Annotated in this window: 15 protein-coding genes and 1 pseudogene; 10 read left to right on the top strand and 6 right to left on the bottom strand. The window is 52.5% G+C overall.

Annotation, left to right across the window (positions count from 1 at the left end; all coding sequences use genetic code 11):
• The first annotated feature begins 176 nt into the window (after positions 1–176).
• The 6 genes from AXA67_11220 to AXA67_11195 are packed head-to-tail and all read left to right on the top strand — an operon-like array spanning position 177 to position 5,237.
• Positions 177–1,118 (top strand): hypothetical protein, encoded by a 942-nt coding sequence (locus AXA67_11220; protein KXJ39636.1) that lies wholly within the window; start codon positions 177–179, stop codon positions 1,116–1,118.
• The gene (locus AXA67_11215; protein KXJ39635.1) at positions 1,111–2,709 is read left to right on the top strand and encodes a DNA mismatch repair protein MutS; all 1,599 of its coding nucleotides are present in this window, start codon (positions 1,111–1,113) and stop codon (positions 2,707–2,709) included. Before AXA67_11220 ends, AXA67_11215 begins: the two co-directional genes overlap by 8 nt.
• Positions 2,706–3,194 (top strand): flavin reductase, encoded by a 489-nt coding sequence (locus AXA67_11210; protein ID KXJ39634.1) that lies wholly within the window; start codon positions 2,706–2,708, stop codon positions 3,192–3,194. The genes AXA67_11215 and AXA67_11210 overlap by 4 nt, the downstream gene beginning before the upstream one ends.
• A complete protein-coding gene (locus tag AXA67_11205) occupies positions 3,194–3,862 on the top strand; it encodes a hypothetical protein (protein KXJ39633.1) in 669 nt (222 codons plus the stop codon). The genes AXA67_11210 and AXA67_11205 overlap by 1 nt, the downstream gene beginning before the upstream one ends.
• Positions 3,859–4,626 carry an NGG1p interacting factor NIF3 gene (locus tag AXA67_11200; GenBank protein KXJ39632.1) on the top strand — a complete coding sequence of 256 codons (768 nt, stop codon included), beginning with the start codon at positions 3,859–3,861 and terminating at the stop codon, positions 4,624–4,626. The genes AXA67_11205 and AXA67_11200 overlap by 4 nt, the downstream gene beginning before the upstream one ends.
• Positions 4,627–4,640: 14 nt before the next feature.
• Positions 4,641–5,237 (top strand): hypothetical protein, encoded by a 597-nt coding sequence (locus AXA67_11195; GenBank protein KXJ39631.1) that lies wholly within the window; start codon positions 4,641–4,643, stop codon positions 5,235–5,237.
• On the opposite strand, the gene AXA67_11190 is transcribed toward AXA67_11195, so the two are convergent.
• From AXA67_11190 to AXA67_11175, 4 genes are all read right to left on the bottom strand, one after another.
• A complete protein-coding gene (locus AXA67_11190; protein KXJ39630.1) occupies positions 5,234–5,437 on the bottom strand; it encodes a hypothetical protein in 204 nt (67 codons plus the stop codon). The genes AXA67_11195 and AXA67_11190 overlap by 4 nt on opposite strands.
• 7 nt (positions 5,438–5,444) lie before the next feature.
• Positions 5,445–6,842: an NAD(P) transhydrogenase subunit beta gene (gene pntB / locus AXA67_11185; protein KXJ39629.1), complete on the bottom strand. Its 1,398-nt coding sequence runs from the start codon at positions 6,840–6,842 to the stop codon at positions 5,445–5,447.
• Between the two features lie 13 nt (positions 6,843–6,855).
• Positions 6,856–8,424 (bottom strand): NAD(P) transhydrogenase subunit alpha, encoded by a 1,569-nt coding sequence (pntA, locus tag AXA67_11180; protein KXJ39628.1) that lies wholly within the window; start codon positions 8,422–8,424, stop codon positions 6,856–6,858.
• Positions 8,425–8,797: 373 nt separating this feature from the next.
• A complete protein-coding gene (locus tag AXA67_11175) occupies positions 8,798–9,970 on the bottom strand; it encodes a hypothetical protein (GenBank protein ID KXJ39627.1) in 1,173 nt (390 codons plus the stop codon).
• Between the two features lie 172 nt (positions 9,971–10,142).
• On the opposite strand from AXA67_11175, the gene AXA67_11170 reads away from it, so the two are divergent.
• Together AXA67_11170 and AXA67_11165 are read left to right on the top strand one after the other, a co-directional pair.
• Positions 10,143–11,090 (top strand): sulfotransferase, encoded by a 948-nt coding sequence (locus AXA67_11170; GenBank protein KXJ39626.1) that lies wholly within the window; start codon positions 10,143–10,145, stop codon positions 11,088–11,090.
• Positions 11,087–12,055 carry a hypothetical protein gene (locus AXA67_11165; GenBank protein KXJ39625.1) on the top strand — a complete coding sequence of 323 codons (969 nt, stop codon included), beginning with the start codon at positions 11,087–11,089 and terminating at the stop codon, positions 12,053–12,055. Before AXA67_11170 ends, AXA67_11165 begins: the two co-directional genes overlap by 4 nt.
• A gap of 4 nt (positions 12,056–12,059) precedes the next feature.
• On the opposite strand, the gene AXA67_11160 is transcribed toward AXA67_11165, so the two are convergent.
• Positions 12,060–13,025: a 23S rRNA pseudouridylate synthase gene (locus AXA67_11160; protein ID KXJ39624.1), complete on the bottom strand. Its 966-nt coding sequence runs from the start codon at positions 13,023–13,025 to the stop codon at positions 12,060–12,062.
• A 376-nt stretch (positions 13,026–13,401) separates the two neighbouring features.
• Here AXA67_11160 and AXA67_11155 point away from each other — a divergent pair, with 376 nt between their 5' ends.
• A complete protein-coding gene (locus AXA67_11155; protein KXJ39623.1) occupies positions 13,402–15,573 on the top strand; it encodes a ribonuclease E in 2,172 nt (723 codons plus the stop codon).
• Positions 15,574–15,600: 27 nt separating this feature from the next.
• On the opposite strand, the gene AXA67_11150 is transcribed toward AXA67_11155, so the two are convergent.
• The gene (locus tag AXA67_11150) at positions 15,601–17,409 is read right to left on the bottom strand and encodes a hypothetical protein (protein ID KXJ39622.1); all 1,809 of its coding nucleotides are present in this window, start codon (positions 17,407–17,409) and stop codon (positions 15,601–15,603) included.
• Between the two features lie 14 nt (positions 17,410–17,423).
• On the opposite strand from AXA67_11150, the pseudogene AXA67_11145 reads away from it, so the two are divergent.
• Positions 17,424–17,607, top strand: a pseudogene (locus AXA67_11145) (hypothetical protein).

The raw sequence follows: 17,607 nt of genomic DNA, 5'->3' as shown, positions 1-17,607 counted from the left end.
TCACAGAAACTTAAGCATGTTTTATGCCTTATCCAAACACTCACAATTAATCAATTGTTTATAAAATATCTACTGTTATTTCACGTACAACCTGACCATTTTTGTCAAATTTACTGACAAAATTTATCACCCTATACCGATGGCCGTAACAATCCTATCCTGCAAACCACGTTCCCATGTTTTTGGCTCGCGACTTTATTGAAACCCACGAAGGGTTGCTCTTTGCAGTCACTCTAAATGGCGTCGAAGAAGGCCGGGTGATCGCCTGCTTGCGCTATATCCGCGAAGGGAATCATTATAAAAAAACCCCCACCGAAGCAGCCAGCCAATTACTCAAAACCCATTATCCCCACTATCTCTATTATTCCTCCAAACGTGACATACTCTTGCAAGCGGTACCTGTGGAAGCTATTCGCCATCACATCCGGCCCCGGGAAGCATTGCAAGCACTTTTAAAACGTACCCGACCCGATCCCGTGACCACTAAATTAACCACTCTTCTTGGCTTATTCGATGAAAATGGCCTGGATAGCGCCTATTTGGGTGTCACTGGATCCTTGCTCATTGGCTGTCACGGCATCGGATCGGATATCGACTTGGTGGTGTATGGAAAATCCGCGTTTCAACAAGCCCGCAGCGCGGTCAAAACCTTGTTGCAGCAGGGAATCCTGGCAGAACCGGACTGGCGCGAAACCTACAGTCGCCGGGGGTGTTCACTGTCCTTCGAGGAGTACGTTTGGCATGAACGCCGAAAATTCAATAAAGGCGCCATTGAAGGCACAAAATTCGATCTGATCCTGGTTGAAGAAAAAATACAGGCACCAGACCCGCGACCCTGGCGTAAAATAGGCTTGACAACAATCCAAGCGCAAATTATCGATGACTCGGAAAGCTTCGCCACCCCTGCGTGTTACAGGCTCAATCACCCCCAAATCAAAACAGCTTTTAGTTTCACTGCGACTTATATTGGCCAGGCCAAACAAGGAGAATGGGTGGAAATCACGGGACATTTAGAACAGAACCCTGAGGGAGATTTGCGTCTTATTGTCGGTGCCAGCCGGGAAGCGCCGGGAGAATACATTAAAGTTAATGAGGCTAGAGGAGGAATTTATGCTTGAGAGTTTACGCAAACTTTATCCACCTTTTCTAAAGCAATGGCGGGAAGGACCGGTCATAAAAACCAGCCGACCAGAAACCCCGGATCGGGTAATCGATCAATCTACCTTCGAGGCGTTGGAAGTTGAAGCTTTGTTTGACAAGGTCAACGAAGCGCGCACCCAGATAGGCCAAGCCACCTTGCACCGCTCATTATCCCAACCATTGACTGACGACGAATTGATTAGCGGCAGGCAAGAGGCTCTGCGAGAACTGGCGGAAAACGAGAACCTTCGCCGGGATATTGAAGCACTCATCGAAAATGCCGCGCAACTGGAACCTGAGTTTTACAAACTTCTCTACAGCATTTTCCTTGGCACCATCGGTTCCCCGGCCTCCCCCAGGGAAATCAAGGGCTTTGGGTACGAAGCCTATAACCAGGGCACCCGTTTCATGCTGCAACTGGCCGAAGACGCCCTAAATCTGCCTAAACCCCAAAGCGCCTATCTGCGACAGCTTATCGAAACCCTTGCCAATTTTTCCAAAACTCGCTCCCACGCCCTAATGCGCGGTCCTGTGTATCGCACCGAAAAGCGGATTATGACCGCCGATGAAAAGCCGGTTTGGCTCCCGGCCATTAGATTCCGGCCTCAGTTATTCAAACCGCTCCTGGTTGCCGGCACCACAGGGGCACTATTGCTGCTTTGGGCGGGATTAACTCCCATTTTAGGCATAGCACCCGGCATATTCGGCTTATTTTTGCTGCCGCTGGTGGCCGCTTATCCGCCTATTGTCGGGAATTTCGACCGGGATAAATTCATTTATCCGCTGCGCCGCATTTTCCGGGAAGATGAAGAGATTCATACTACCTTGGAAGCTTTAGGCTATTTGGACGAGCTCCTGGGCTTTGACCATTTCGCCCGGCACTTCGGCAATCCCGCCACCCTGCCGGAATTACTCAAAGACCATCACCACCGCTTCATTGCCAAGGCGCTGCGCAATCCCATTCTGGGCAAAGGCAATCCGGATTACGTTCCCAATGACATCCAGTTGGACGAACACCGGATCACTTTTATCACCGGCCCCAATAGCGGCGGGAAAACAGCCTTTTGCAAAACCCTGGGACAGTCTCAATTACTGGCCCAGATTGGCTGCTATATCCCGGCACAGGAAGCCAAACTTACCGTTGCCGACCGTATTTTCTATCAAGTGCCCGAAGTTAACCAACTAGTCGATGGCGAGGGACGCTTTGCCACCGAGCTCAAGCACACCAAAAAAATCTTCCTCGCCGCAACCCCAAAAAGCCTGGTAATTCTGGACGAATTGGCGGAAGGCACCACCTATGAGGAACGGCTGGAAATTTCTTACAACATCATGGAAGGCTTTCATAAAAAAGGCTGCACCACCATTCTTGTCACCCATAATCATGAACTGGTGGATAAATTCATGCAGCAAGGCATTGGCCAGGCCAAACAGGTGGAATTCGTGCAGGATCATCCCACCTACCGTTTGATTGACGGTATTTCCCGAGTCAGCCACGCGGACCGGGTCGCCAAAGCCGTAGGCTTTTCCAAGGAAGATATTGAGCGTTATCTGAAGGAAGAAAAATCATGACCCGCCCCGCCGAGGTTTGCCGCACCCTCACCCACGGCGTTTATGTAATTGGCGTGGCCGATGGCGAAAAACACAATGCCTTCACCGCCGCCTGGGTCATGCAGGTTTCTTTTGATCCCCTGCTGATTGCCTTGAGTATCAACCCCCGTCACCGATCCTTTCCCCTCCTCAAAGCGGGAGGCGGATTCATCGTTAATGTACTGGCCGCCGATCAACTGGATCTCGCCGCCCACTTTGGCCAGAGCGGAGATATCGATAAACTCGCCAATATCCCCTGGCGGCCGGGCAAGTGCGGCGCGCCCATTTTGGAACAAGCCTTGGCATGGCTGGATTGTGATTTCCATCACGAGTGTCCCGCCGGGGATCATATTGTAGTGTTTGGCCGGGTTCTTAATGGCGCTATTCAGAGGCTGGGAGAACCATTGTTGTACCGCGATACCGGCAATCTAGACGGCGCCCAAAATCTGTATCCCAAGTCTTTCTGATGGCCCTACCCCACTTTGAAGCAGTGATCCTTGACCTCGATGGCCTGATACTGGACACCGAACCCACCTACGCCAGAGCCTGGCAACAAGCGGCCCGGGAACTGGGCTTTGATCTCAGTGATTCCCTTTGCCAATCACTCAAGGGCTGTCACATTGAAGCCGTGCAAAACCAGTTGCAACAAGCGTTTGGACCTGACTTCGACATCCCCGCTTTTCATGATTTAAGCACCCGCTTATGGCGTCAATGGGTAGAAGCCCACGGTATCGCCACCAAGCCCGGCTACCGGGAATTGATGGATTTTCTTAAGAACGCCCAAATCCCTTATGCCCTCGCCACCAACAGCCAGCGGCAATATGCGGAAAAATGCATGGCGCTGGCAGACATACTGGATGATTTTCCGTTGACCGTCACCCGGGATGAAGTGGCGTCGGGGAAACCGGCCCCCGATATCTATCTACAAGCCGCTAAAATGCTGGGAACTCCTCCCGTCCATTGCCTGGCTGTGGAAGATTCAGGACCCGGCATCCTCGCGGCTCACCAGGCCGGCACGAAACCTGTATTAATCCCCGATTCCGCTCCGGTCGCCTGCGAAATCGAGGCGCTGGCCATTGCCACGCTCCCTTCGCTAGAATCCCTGGTTTCTCAACTGACCGCCAAATTCCCATGACAATCAAGCGCGATGACCTCACCCGCTTTTTGACCGAATTGCTCACCCCCGAAAATTACCAGGATTACGGGCCCAATGGCCTGCAAATTGAAGGGACGGAAACCATTGCCAAAATCGCCTTTGCCGTATCAGCAACCGTGCAATCCGCCCATGCCGCGGTGGCACAAGGAGCCCAAGCGCTCATCGTTCATCACGGCCTGTTTTGGCGTTTTCATGGGGCCAGGCCGTTAATAGGCCCTTTCGCCCGCCGCGTGTTCCCCCTGGTGCGCCACCAGATCAATCTTTATGGCTATCATCTGCCCTTGGATGGCCATATGGAAATCGGGAATGCCGCCACCTTGGCTCAAAAAATCAAACTGCAGCATCTTGAACCTTTTGGTGAATATCAAGATGCTACCACAGGCGTGCAGGGCAGGCTATCTCAACCTGTGATTGCAAAAGTATTGCAGAAGCAGCTGGAACAAATCCTGGATCACCCGGTTATCCTGGCCAGCCCCGATCCTGACGCGCATATTCGTTCCCTGGGCATTATTACCGGAGGCGCCAACAGCCAGTGGCGGGAGGCCCTGGCAGCGGGACTCGACGCGTATGTAACTGGGGAAATGAGCGAGCACGACTGGCACGAAAGCCAGGAAGCCGGAATTCACATGTTTGCCGGGGGCCACCACGCCACGGAACAGTTTGGCATTCAGGCCTTGATGGCTAAAATCGCCGATACTTTCGAAGTGGAATGCGTTTATCTGCCGTGCGATAATCCCGCCTGAAGCAGGAGGACGCCATGCAACCAGCACTCGACAACCAAACCCGCTACACTTACCGCGATTACCTCACCTGGCCCGAGGATGTCCGTTACGAACTCATCGACGGCAAGGCCTATTTGATGGCCCCCGCCCCTACCCTGGACCATCAGGATATCGCCGGGGAAATTTATCGCCAATTAGGGAATCAATTAGCGGGAAAACCCTGCCGCCCCTATATCGCCCCCGTGGATGTGCTGCTTCCCAAGCAAGATGAAGCCAACGAACAAGTCGATACCATTGTCCAACCGGATGTTCTGGTCGTCTGCGACCAGTCCAAACTGGAGCGGCGCGGCGTGCGGGGCGCGCCGGACTTCGTGGTGGAAGTGCTTTCCCCTTCTACCGCTTACCACGATCACCAGCGCAAACGGGAGGTTTATGAACGGGCCGGGGTCAAGGAATATTGGCTGGTGGATCCCGTCGAGCGGATGATACTTGTCTATCGCCTGGATAATCAAGGACGGTACGGCAAGCCGGAGGTAAAAGAAATGACCGGAGAAACGCCTATAAGCATTCTGCCGGAAGTCAGCATCCAGTGGGATTCCCTGGTGGAACGCCTGCCGCCTCCGGAAGATTAGCCTTGACCGGCCGGAGAATCCGCATTATTGTCGGCTTGCTCTTTGCTGCCGCGCTCATCGCCTGGGTCTGGAAAACCCAGCATGCCCATTCGCCTCCGTTCCCTTTTTCCCTGAAAGCTGGCCAACACGGCAACCGGCATTTGCCGGATGCCCACTAAAAAGCGGGCCGTTGCCGGCCCGCCCTGATTTAGAGCAATCAAACGACGATTATTTTTTAAGTTCCGCCAAGACTTTTTCCAGACTGTCCTTGGCGTCCCCAAACAACATCCGGGTGTTTTCCCGGAAAAACAGCGGATTATCCACCCCGGCATATCCTGTTGCCATGCTGCGTTTGAGCACGATACAGGTCTTGGCTTTCCATACTTCCAGAACCGGCATGCCGGCAATCGGGCTGTTGGGATCTTCTTCGGCGGAAGGATTGACGATATCGTTGGCGCCAATCACGATAGCCACATCGGTATCGGGAAAGTCCTCGTTGATTTCGTCCATTTCGAAGACGATATCGTAGGGGACTTTAGCCTCCGCCAGCAGTACGTTCATGTGGCCTGGCATCCGCCCCGCCACCGGGTGAATGGCAAAACGCACATTAACGCCCTTGTCGCGCAAGGTTTTGACGATTTCAGCAACCGTGTATTGGGCTTGAGCCACTGCCATACCGTAACCCGGCACGATAATGACGTTTTTAGCGTTTTCCAACAGTTCAGCCGTTTCCTCTGGATCGATGGACACCACCTCCCCAGCTTCCCCGGCTGCCGCGGCAGGGGCACCGCCCTCGGTGCCAAAACCACCGGCTATCACGCTGAGGAAATTCCGGTTCATGGCCCGGCACATGATGTAACTCAGGATGGCCCCGCTGGAACCCACCAACGCGCCGGTCACAATCAAAAGGTCATTGGACAGCATGAATCCAGTCGCCGATGCCGCCCATCCCGAGTAGCTGTTGAGCATGGAAACCACCACCGGCATATCGGCACCGCCGATGGCCATCACCATGTGCACGCCAAAGGCAAAGCCGATCAACGTCATCAATATCAGCGCCATAATGCCGGCGCCGGTGCTTTCCGTGCCCAGGAACCACTTACCCAGCAAAATAACCAGCACCAACATAGCCAGATTGATCCAGTGACGACTTGGCAACAAAACCGGTTTTCCGGAAATCTTGCCGCATAATTTACCAAACGCAATCACCGACCCAGTGAAGGTGACAGCCCCAATCAAGATGCCGAGATAGATCTCCACTTCGTGGACGGTCTTGGCGGCGCCTTCGAACTCGGCCGTCGGGTCGATGAAGTTGGCAAACCCGATCAAGACCGCGGCCAGACCCACCAAGCTGTGGAGGATGGCCACCAGCTCCGGCATCTGGGTCATTTCCACCTTGCGGGCCACATAAATCCCGACACTGCCGCCAATCACCATCATGATGATCAGGAAAGAATACGAGGTCACCTGATCTGATAGTAAAGTGGCGACAATGGCTAAGGTCATCCCGATGATGCCGAATAGATTTCCCCGGCGAGCGGTTTCAGGATGACTCAACCCCCCCAGCGCCAAGATAAACAATATCGTGGCGGCAATATACGAAACAATTATTACGCCTTGTGGCATTTTTCTTCCTCCCTTATTTTCTGAACATGCCAAGCATGCGTTGAGTCACCCAAAAGCCCCCGAAGATATTGACGCTGGCTATCAGTACCGCAATCCCGGCCAACAGCTTGAGCAGGATTCCAGGCGATGAAATTTGTATCAACGCGCCGATAACGATAATGCCGCTGATGGCATTGGTGACGCTCATCAAGGGAGTATGTAAAGCGGGGGTAACATTCCAGATCACCATGTAACCCACAAAACAAGCCAATACGAATACCGTGAAGTGCGACAAAAACTCCGGCGGCGCCACCATGCCCACACCATAAAGCGCCAAACCGCCAATGGCCATCACAATAGCGGTCACCCACTCTTTGGGCAGTTTTTTCTTTTCCTCCTTTTTCTCTTCCGCTGCCGGAGGCGCCACGGCGGCGGGGGCGGGCTTTTCTTCCTTGGACACGGGGATCGGTGGCGGCGGCCAGGTGATTTCACCGTCTTTGGCAACCGTCGCGCCGCGAATGACCACATCATCCATATTGACGTTGATTTCGCCATTCTTCTCGGGACATAGCTCCGCCAACAAATGGCGCAGATTGGTAGCGTAAAGCTGGCTGGAAGTCGTCGGCATGCGGCTGGGCAGATCCGTGTAGCCAATAATGGTAGCGCCAAATTTCTTGACCACCTTGCCGGGCTCGGTCAACTCGCAGTTGCCACCCTGCTCCGCCGCCAGATCGACAATCACGCTGCCGTCCTTCATGGACTCCACCATGCCCTTGGTGATCAATTTTGGCGCCGGCTTGCCGGGAATCAAAGCCGTGGTGATGATGATATCCACTTCCATCGCCTGGCGGGCGAAGATTTCCATTTCTTTTTTGATGAATTCTTCGCTCATTTCCTTGGCGTAGCCGCCCACGCCGGTGCCGCTTTCTCCCTCCATTTCCACTTGCAGGAATTCAGCGCCCAAGCTCTCCACTTGGTCTTTTACCTCGGGCCGCACATCGAAAGCCCGCACAATCGCCCCCAGGCTGACCGCCGCGCCAATAGCCGCCAGACCAGCCACGCCAGCGCCGATAATCAAGACCTTGGCAGGGGGCACTTTGCCAGCAGCGGTAATCTGGCCGGTAAAAAAACTGCCGAAATGTTCGGCGGCTTCAATCACTGCACGATAACCCGCGCAATTGGCCATGGAGCTCAAAGCATCCATTTTCTGGGCACGGGAAATCCGGGGAATACAATCCATGGCCAGTACGGTGGCCTTTCTTTCCTTGAATTTTTCCAGTAACTCGGGGTGCTGGGCCGGCCAGATGAAACTAATGAGATTACCCCCTTCCCGCAGCAATTCGGCTTCCGGGCCGCAAAAAGGATGCACCTCTGGGGGGCGAACCTTAAGCACGATGTCCGACGCTTCCCAGAGCTTGCGGGCGTCGTCGATAATCTCAACCCCCACCTCCCGGTAAGCGTCATCGGAAAAGTTGGCCTCGGCGCCCGCGCCCGCTTCAATGGCTACAGTGAAGCCCAATTTCTGCAACTGCTCGGCCACGGTAGGGGTCGTCGCCACCCGGCGTTCGCCCTCGTGTACCTCTTTTGGAACTCCGATTTTCATTGCGATCTTGCTCCTCTTTATTGTCAGATTTTTAAGTTTTTCTCTCCTTTCCAGCTCATTCTTTACCAGAACTAAACGACAGTGGCCAGCAAAGAACAAACCCTTCCCATCGTAAGCAGAAACCCAAACCAGGGTCAAGGGTTTTGGTTAGCCAAGACAGGACCACGTCATTTAAACACGCAAAAGATTGATTGAAGGGCGGGTGTGGTCTTGTTAGCTAGGAGGTGACAGGTTAAAAATGTCGCGTAAGCTCTTAAGGATGCAGAGGAAAAAGCTAGCTTAGGAATGGCTTTTTAAGTATAGAGGAGAAACGGATTAAAACGATGCCAAACTGGCGGCTGCAAAGCCAGTTTGGCACTATAAAAGCAGGCACTCAGGCGGTCATCGCCGGTTTCGTTTCCCGAACTACCGGTTTGACTCTTTTTCCAACAGGAGTGAATTCTCGATCGTAAAACAGAGACCGAACCCTGGCGATGGCCAGATCTTTATCCTTTAGACTCGAGACTCTGGGGCCGTTTACAAAAGTTTGGCCCAACCAAACCGCCTGTCCTTCCCTGATGACCCGTTGATGAACCAGGGAAACATCCCGGGTTAACCGCCTGGGCATCCATTGCATCGCCCACCGGTAAATACAAGCACGCATTGTTTCAAGATTCCAGTCACGCAGCGACGGAAAGTCACTCTCATCCAGCAGATCAAAGATATGTACCGGCTTGCCCGTGGCCACCGCTTCCGTTAGCATGGAAACGCTGTCTCCCGTAACTATTATATGATCGGCCATCCCTAGAAAGGCGTAGTAAGGATTGTCTTTTTGACCCTGTGACCACTCAAAAAAATAGGTGGGTACCGTCACCACGTTTTTGATTGCATCTAAAATCCCAGGCCGGGTCCTGGCACTGGTGGTCACCAACAAAGAAGCACCCATTTTCCTTGCCAACTCATTGACTTGGTTTGCCAGCCGGCGTGCTGCCTTTTCGTCGAGGACATATGGACCGCTAGAACCACCAATCATAACAGCAATTCTGGGGCGAGGCAGATGCGCCAAGCGCGATTGCCAGCGCTGAACTTCTATTTCAAGACGGGCTGTCGTCACCCGATGTAACGTCAAACTGTTGTGTAAAACATTGGGCCGCTGGGGCAGACGGTATTGCGGGGTAGTGATGACCAGATCAAACTTGTCAAGCCGGTTCCAGGGCCTTCCAATATGTATCAACCGTACTTGATGGCCCAATTTTTTGGCCTCCTGCTGAACCCAACGGCAGATCGGTTCGTTACGAGCGCCCGCGCTGATAATCAGATCGGGCCAGGGCGGGTTAAGCGAATCGGATTTGGCCTTAATAATGCCTGCCAAGGAGGCTTGTAAACACAAATAGGGAACGCCTGTGCGATAAGTGAAGCGTTTTACTTCATATGGCCAGCCCAAAGCTTCCGCCAACGCCAAAACCTGGGTGTTTTCTCCAGCCCGCTGGTTTAGCAGCACCCATACCTTGGGATATGGGTTGAATGAGATCTCCCGCTTCAGTGCATTGCCAAACAAGAACCACATGGGCACTTTACCCCGTCTAGACCATATTTCTTCACATCCAAATTATAGCAAACAAAAAACAACAAATTGTATTTTTTATGCAAATCCACCACAACTTGTCATCAATTTCACAAAAAGTAAGTGTAAAATAAAAGCTAATATCCACCCACAATCTTATTCGGCGAAATAATTCATGCATCCCCTTGTACAAAATTTGAGCAAAATTCTGACTCGCAATGCCATCTTAGGCGCTTGTTTCTTCCTTCCTTCCCAACAGCGAATTCAATTGGAACGCTGGCTCAGGGGTAGGAATGAGGCAAGCAAACTCAGGCGTTGCGACGCCGTAATTGTGTCCTATGGCAAAAGCGGCAGAACCTGGCTGCGAGTCATGTTGTCGCGTTTTTATCAGACCTTGCATCAATTGCCTGGCTATCAACTGTTGGGTTTTGACAACATGCACCGGCTGCGGCCCGCAATTCCAAAGATTTTCTTTACCCATGATAATTATTTAAAGGACTATACCGGCAACCACGGCAATAAGTCCGATTACTATCACAAAAAAACCATCTTGCTCGTACGCGACCCCCGGGATGTCGCCGTCTCCCAGTTCTTTCAATGGAAATACCGGATGCGGCCGGGCAAGAAAAAGCTCAACCGCTATCCACCCCACGGCGCAGACATTTCCATCTTTGATTTTGTCATGGACACCGATGTCGGCCTGCCAAAAATCATTGACTTCATGAATCTTTGGGCACGGGAGGTTTCTAAAATCGAACATCTGCTAATTGTTCGTTATGAGGATCTGCGCGCCGATACCGCCAATCAGTTAAAACGAATGACCCAGTTCCTCGGCACCCCAGGCGATGAAAAGACGATTTTGGACGCGGTTGAATTTTCATCCATTGAGAATATGCGCAAACTGGAACAGGAAAAGAAATTCCGCTTCAGCGGCAGCCGACTAGTGCCCAAGGATAAATCCAACCTCAATTCCTATAAAGTCCGCCGAGCCAAAGTAGGTGGCTGGCAGGACTATTTTGATGATAATCAATGCGCTCAAATTAATGCCTTGGTCGAAAGCCTTTTGGACCCAAGCTTCGGCTATACCTCTTCCATGCAACCTAAACAGGTGGTGAACGTATGAACAAATCAACGGCCAGCGATTATTGTGTTTTTATTCACACAAATCACAAACAATGGGTTGGCGCGCTAGTCTCTCAATATTCCATGAAGCGCAATTCCGCCCATGGCGACCGCTTCGATGTCCGCATCATCCATCACAAGGATTATCCTTTCTTCCAGGAAATGGAGGGCAAACCCTTTCTGCGTGATGGCGTGGAGCGGATATGGCATAACGAAGACCTGCAATCCTTTACCCCACTGCGTTTCATGCCCCCGGAACTGATGAATTATCAGGGCAAGGCAGTGGTTGTGGATCCGGATATCTTCGCGGTTTCTGATGTTTGGGAGTTGCTGTCCCGGGATATGCAAGGCAAGACCATTTGGTGCCGCCCCCGTTCCGGCCCCAAATGGTGGATCGATAAATGTTACGCCAGCAGCGTCATGCTCCTCGATTGCGCCAAGCTCACCCATTGGCGCTGCGAGGAACAATTCCGGGCCATGTTTGCCTTTGAATTAGATTATGTAGACTGGATTGGACTGCGCAACGAACCCAAAGAGAATATCGGCCTGTTGGAACCTGAATGGAACGATTTTGACCGCCTGACACCCAACACCAAACTCTTGCACAACACCCGCCGCCTGACCCAACCTTGGAAAACCGGCCTGCCCATCGACTGGACGCCGGCGGACCGGTTTCGCCTGTTCCCTCCCATTGGTTGGCTCATGCGCACCCGGCGCCGCCTGTTTGGCGATCATGCTTTTTTGGGCACCTACCGGCTTCACCCCGATCGAAACCAGGAAAATCTGTTTTTTGGCCTGCTCAGGGAATGCCTGGAACAAGGCATTGTCACTGAAGACCTGCTCCGGGAAGAAATGCGGCGCAATCATATTCGTCACGACGCTTTCCAGGTGCTGGAGAAGACACCACCCCTTGGCCCACCGGGCGATCCCATGAATACTGGCAGATTTCAGCAACAAGCAGCATAACCGTTTACGCTTTTTCCAGCTGGGTCAACAAGGATAACAATTCTGGCTCCAGGGGGGCTTCCACCTGGAGCTTAGCGCCAGTAACAGGATGGTTAAAAGTCAATCGCCATGCATGAAGAAATAACCGTTTGAGCCCAAAACGGTGCCACGCCCGGTTAATTTCTTCCATGCCATAGCGCTCGTCTCCGGCAATGGGATGCCCCAAATGGGCGGCGTGGACACGGATTTGATGGGTTCTGCCGGTCAATAGCCGGGCTTCGACCAAGGTAGCGTCAGCAAAAGCTTCCAGACGTCGGAATTCCGTCACTGAAGCCTTTCCGCTTCCATCCACTTTGACAAACCGTTCCCCGCCGCGCTGAACAAATTTCCGCAGCGGGGCATCCACACGCTTAAAGCGCTCTTTCCAAGCGCCGGAGAGTAATGCCTGATAGCGTTTATCGATGTAATCCTCCCTGAGTATTTCGTGCAGCTGACGCAATACTTGCTTTTTTCTGGCAATCAAAAGACAGCCGGAAGTATCCTTATCCAACCGATGTACCAGCTCCAGACTTTTTTCCCTTGGCCGGATATGGCGCAAATATTCAATCACCCCGCCTTGCAGCCCACTACCACCGTGGACCGCCATTCCAGCGGGTTTATTCAGGGCGAGCAAATACGCATCCTCGTATAAAATCCGGCTTTCCAAAAATTTTTCCACGTTTTTAGGGGCAATGGCTGCCGGTGCTTCTGGAACCATCCGCAATGGGGGTATCCGGATAACATCCCCGGCTTGAATCCGGTAATGGGCCCGGATCCGCCCTTTGTTGACGCGAACTTCGCCTTTACGAAGCAAGCGATACACCCGGCTTTTGGGCACCCCTTTCAAACGGGAAAAAAGAAAGTTATCAATGCGCTGACCAGCATCATCAGGGCTGATTTTCAGCAACTGGACCTGCGGTTTATTTTTTTCCATAAACATTTGATGAATCATGGATTTTACCGATGCTTGTCGTTATAATGTGACGCTTGACACTAGCCTGAATCCCCGGGGAAACTCTTTTAGCGCCCACTTGGGATAAAGATTGCCGCCAATACCCTATACTTGAACCATGCACCGGTAATCGTGTCATAACAGAAACAAAACAATTTACAATCAGGCCATTGTAAACGATCTAACATTCAAACGAGTGGCCTGAACAATAAACATAAAAATGAACGAAGCTTGAGAAGTCCAGGCAGTTCTACCAATCCGTCGAAGCTACTTCATGCCGACGCATTCACTGCCCTCCTTAACAGCATAAAGGAACATCAAACTGTGACTAGCAGTACTTCTCGCTCGTTCCCCTGGACGCAAAAGGATAATCTGCATGAAAAGAATGCTTATCAATGCCACTCAACCAGAGGAGCTACGGGTTGCTCTGGTTGAAGGGCAAAAACTTTACGATTTTGACATTGAGGTTCCTTCCCGCGAACAGAAAAAAGCCAACATTTACAAAGGTATCATCACTCGAATCGAGCCCAGCCTGGAAGCGGTCTTCGTCAATTACGGCGCTGACAGGCACGGATTTTTGCCGTTAAAGGAAATAGCCCCGATGTACTTCTCCCGGCCTTTAAACCCGGAGGAAGGCCGGGCGCAAATCAAGGAGCTGATTCAGGAAGGCCAGGAATTGGTTATCCAAATTGAAAAGGAAGAACGCGGCAACAAAGGCGCTGCATTGACCACCTATATCGCCCTGGCAGGCAGTTACCTGGTGCTCATGCCCAACAACCCCAGGGCCGGCGGCATTTCCCGCCGGATTGAATCTGAAACCCGCAGTGATCTCAAAGATATAGTTGCTTCCCTGGATATTCCCGAAGGCATGGGGCTGATTGTCCGCACCGCGGCGGAAGGCAAAACCGCCGAGGAATTGCAATGGGATCTCAACTATCTTCTGCAGTTGTGGGACGCCATTGAGCGCTCAGCCCAGGAAAGACAAGCCCCTTTTTTGATTTTCCAGGAAAGTAACGTCATCATCCGTGCCTTGCGCGATCACTTGCGCGCCGACATCGACGAAATTCTCATCGATAACCCGGCCACCTACCGCATGGTACGCAACTTCCTGCAGCAGGTCATGCCCAACTTAATTGGCAAAGCCAAGCTGTATGAAGATACGGTGCCATTGTTCAGCCGGTTCCAGATTGAATCCCAAATTGAGCTTGCTTACCGCCGGGAAGTGCCTCTCCCCTCGGGCGGTGCCATTGTCATCGACCATACTGAAGCCCTAACCTCCATAGATATCAATTCGGCCCGCTCCACCAAAGGCGGCAATATTGAAGAAACCGCGTTGACCACCAACCTGGAAGCCGCCGAAGAAATCGCCCGCCAATTGCGGTTGCGGGACATGGGCGGGTTATTTGTGATCGATTTTATCGATATGCTCGCTTCCCGTAATCAAAGAGCGGTGGAAAACAAATTGCGGGAAGCCGTCAAAAGCGACCGGGCCCGGGTGCAAATTGGGCGCATTTCACGCTTTGGCCTGCTGGAAATGTCCCGCCAGCGGCTGCGTCCTTCGTTGGGAGAATCCAGCCTGATTCCATGCCCCCGCTGTCAGGGCCAGGGAACCATACGCGGGACAGAGTCCTTGGCATTGTCAATCCTCAGGATTATTGAGGAGGAAGCCATCAAGCCCAATACTGGACGAGTGGTAGTCCACCTGCCCCTGGAACCAGCCACCTTTCTGCTCAATGAAAAAAGGCACATGCTGGAACAGATTGAGAAACGCCATGAAGTCAGTGTTGTCATTGTGCCTTCCAAGCATCTGGAAACGCCGGCCTATGAAATCCAGCGGATGCGCGACGGTGAAGAAGTCGAGCAAATCAGCTACGAACAAATTCCCAAGGAAGAAAGCCAGATTCCCGACTTTGCCAGCGAATCCGCCAAAAAAATCGAACAACCAGCGGTCAAGGACTTCCTGCCGACAACGCCCGCGCCGGTGCAAAGCAAAGCTTCTTCAAAAGATTTAATCAAACGTTTCTGGCGCAAGCTGGTAGGTGGCGGCAAAACCGCAGAGGCTCAACCCGAAGAAAAACCTGCCGAACAGCCCCTGCAGGAAACAACAACGGCTGAAAGACCTCAACGCCGGCCTCCCACAACCCGTGGCGGACGCCGTCGCGGACAAACCCGCCGCCCCAGAAAAACCGCGGAAAATACCCTGGAACCGAGGCAAGACGCTTCTCCCGAAGAGCAACCCGCACATGAACCGCCCCGCAAACGCCAAAGCAACCGCAGAGGCACCAACCGCCGCCGTCGGGGTGGAAGACGTCATACTCAGGGAGGACAAAACAAGAACTCTGCTTCCGAGGGAACAAGACAAACCGGCCCCGAAACTCAAAACCCGGCGCAGCCGACTGTTTCAGAACCTGCTCAGGACAAAAAGCCTTCGCCAACCCCGGCAGCGTTGCTCCCTCCTCCCCAAGCGGACAACGCTCCGCCGAATGAAGTCAAGGCCGAAAAACCAAAACCTCAAGAACCTGCCAAAGCCTCCAGCGAAGAGGAATAACCGGAAATTGCCGGGGCTCAAGGCACTTCAAACATAGATATTCAAAAGGCGGTGTCCTTGGGATAGCCGCCTTTCTTCTTTTTCCCGCGCGAAATCTTCCCCTTCTTCGCTCCAATTCGGCCATCGGCTCGCGGAAGAATGGTGCTGTTCTTGGTGTGGTTGCTTCTGATCAGAGCCATTGTGGGAAGAAACCTCCACTTGGGCAAGCGATAATTGTTGCGCGTTAAACATCTCCCTTAAGCGGGGAAGCGCTGCGTCAATTGCCTCCCGTGCCGGCGCATGTTGCGCGGTGAAATGAACCAGGGTTTCCTCCTTATTCACCTGAATTTTCACTTCCACCGGACCCAAATGGGCCGGGTTGAGGCGAAGCTCGGCCACATGTACCGATTTATTCTGCATCCACAACAAACGCTCACCCAATTCCTCCGCCCATCCCTGCCCTCCCAAGGGGCGCTCCAAGGATAAAAAGTTGCCCTTCTCCGATGGCGACACTTGCCGGTTTGGAACAGGTGAAGATTGCATTGGCATGCCATCTGTTTCGGCAGTTTGTTTCACAGCAGTTTCTGTCACCTGAGAAACTTGTTGCGCGGGCGCCTCCTCACCATTCAGCATAGCAGCAGCATTTGCCGGAGTCACAAAATCTGATGCTGGCTTTCCGGATTCCGCCCCAGGATGTAGCGCTTGAGCCGTTACTTTCAAATCAGAAATTTTGTCTGACTGCACTGGCGTGGCCACCTCTTCCGGTGCGGAACTAGCATCCGGTCCAATTTCCTGCGCCAGACTTGAAACTTGCGCCATCCTATTTTTTAGAACAGATGGCTTATCGGACTGTTGCGGTAACGCCGCTTCTTCGGACATAGTTGCAGGAACCGGTGCACTATCCTCCGTTCCAGGAAGGGAGTTTTGTGTTGGGATGTTCAAACCGGGCGGGTTGTTTGATTCCGCAGATAACGCTGGTTGCGGTACCGGGTTAGAAACGAATTTACCAGTTTCCGGCCCAGGACCCGATGCTGGCACCGCCCTGTCCAAATGGTTGAACTTTTTCAACTGATGGTACAATACCGCTTCTTCCAGCACGGGATTAGAAGCCGGCTTACCTGTTTCCGGCTCAAACCTCGAAGCTGATGTTGCCTGTTCCAGATTGGAGAACTTGTTGTTCAACGGTTCGGGCAATGCCGTATCTTCTCGCATAAGCTTAGAAGCCAGCTTGCCCGGCTCCGGCTCAGGATTTGCCTCTGGCGTACCCAGTTTCAACACATGCGACTCATTTGACCGAGAGGACAATGCTGTCTCATCAAGAAAACCATCTGCCGCCGAACCCCAGTCCTCAATTTGCGTTAAATCAAGTTCAGCAAACTCTCCATCATCTGGAATATGCGCCTCGTTTATTGGTAGCGGAACGGATTCACCGACTTCCTCCGATAGCGTTGCCGAGGGTAAGAAAGTGGGAGGGGCAGGCAACAGGATCTGAGCTGGATCCCCTGGTTCTTGTGCCATTGATATCCCTGCTTCTTCATGGAACTCCCCAGTCCCGGGACGCTGAAACTCTGTCAAGAAATAAGGTTTCTTTACTTCCGTAGTTTCAAGGGTCTCCAAGGATAAAGGTTTGAAGTCTTGAGGTTCCATTGGCAGGCCATGGACCGGCTTCAGTTGCTTAATCGTTAAAGCTAAGGGTATATCCGGCTGCGTTGATTGGATGGCTTCTTGTGTCCCCTGAAGAAGTTGCTGGAATGATTGCTGCGGAGGAGTTTCAATTTGAGGGTGGAATCCACCCTTTCCACCGGGCAAGAAATCAGACAATAGCGATTGTAGCAACTCACCTAAATTCAACTGCATCAATTGATCCGCCTATGGTTTTGACAATAACTCAACTGCTGGTACCCCTTTGGTTGGTCTGTTCCGGTAACGGCAAGGACAGCGCCGTCACACCCTCTCCCCAACCCCTCTCCCAAAGGGAGAGCAACCGTGTTCCCTGTCAAGCCATTTTTGGCGTCCAAGGGGTGTTATTTTTAATCATGGCGTTCATGATGGTGA

Origin of the sequence: Methylothermaceae bacteria B42 (assembly GCA_001566965.1) — a bacterium.
In the GTDB taxonomy this organism is placed as follows: domain Bacteria; phylum Pseudomonadota; class Gammaproteobacteria; order Methylococcales; family Methylothermaceae; genus Methylohalobius.
The sequence above is the reverse complement of the archived record's forward strand: the minus strand, read 5'-3'. Positions and strand labels throughout refer to the sequence as shown.

Coding starts and splice junctions, on each gene's coding strand:
- AXA67_11220 (KXJ39636.1), top strand. CDS start 177: ATGTTTTTGGCTCGCGACTTTATTGAAACCCACGAAGGGTTGCTCTTT.
- AXA67_11215 (KXJ39635.1), top strand. CDS start 1,111: ATGCTTGAGAGTTTACGCAAACTTTATCCACCTTTTCTAAAGCAATGG.
- AXA67_11210 (KXJ39634.1), top strand. CDS start 2,706: ATGACCCGCCCCGCCGAGGTTTGCCGCACCCTCACCCACGGCGTTTAT.
- AXA67_11205 (KXJ39633.1), top strand. CDS start 3,194: ATGGCCCTACCCCACTTTGAAGCAGTGATCCTTGACCTCGATGGCCTG.
- AXA67_11200 (KXJ39632.1), top strand. CDS start 3,859: ATGACAATCAAGCGCGATGACCTCACCCGCTTTTTGACCGAATTGCTC.
- AXA67_11195 (KXJ39631.1), top strand. CDS start 4,641: ATGCAACCAGCACTCGACAACCAAACCCGCTACACTTACCGCGATTAC.
- pntB (KXJ39629.1), bottom strand. CDS start 6,842: ATGCCACAAGGCGTAATAATTGTTTCGTATATTGCCGCCACGATATTG.
- pntA (KXJ39628.1), bottom strand. CDS start 8,424: ATGAAAATCGGAGTTCCAAAAGAGGTACACGAGGGCGAACGCCGGGTG.
- AXA67_11175 (KXJ39627.1), bottom strand. CDS start 9,970: ATGTGGTTCTTGTTTGGCAATGCACTGAAGCGGGAGATCTCATTCAAC.
- AXA67_11170 (KXJ39626.1), top strand. CDS start 10,143: ATGCATCCCCTTGTACAAAATTTGAGCAAAATTCTGACTCGCAATGCC.
- AXA67_11165 (KXJ39625.1), top strand. CDS start 11,087: ATGAACAAATCAACGGCCAGCGATTATTGTGTTTTTATTCACACAAAT.
- AXA67_11160 (KXJ39624.1), bottom strand. CDS start 13,025: ATGATTCATCAAATGTTTATGGAAAAAAATAAACCGCAGGTCCAGTTG.
- AXA67_11155 (KXJ39623.1), top strand. CDS start 13,402: ATGAAAAGAATGCTTATCAATGCCACTCAACCAGAGGAGCTACGGGTT.
- AXA67_11150 (KXJ39622.1), bottom strand. CDS start 17,409: ATGCAGTTGAATTTAGGTGAGTTGCTACAATCGCTATTGTCTGATTTC.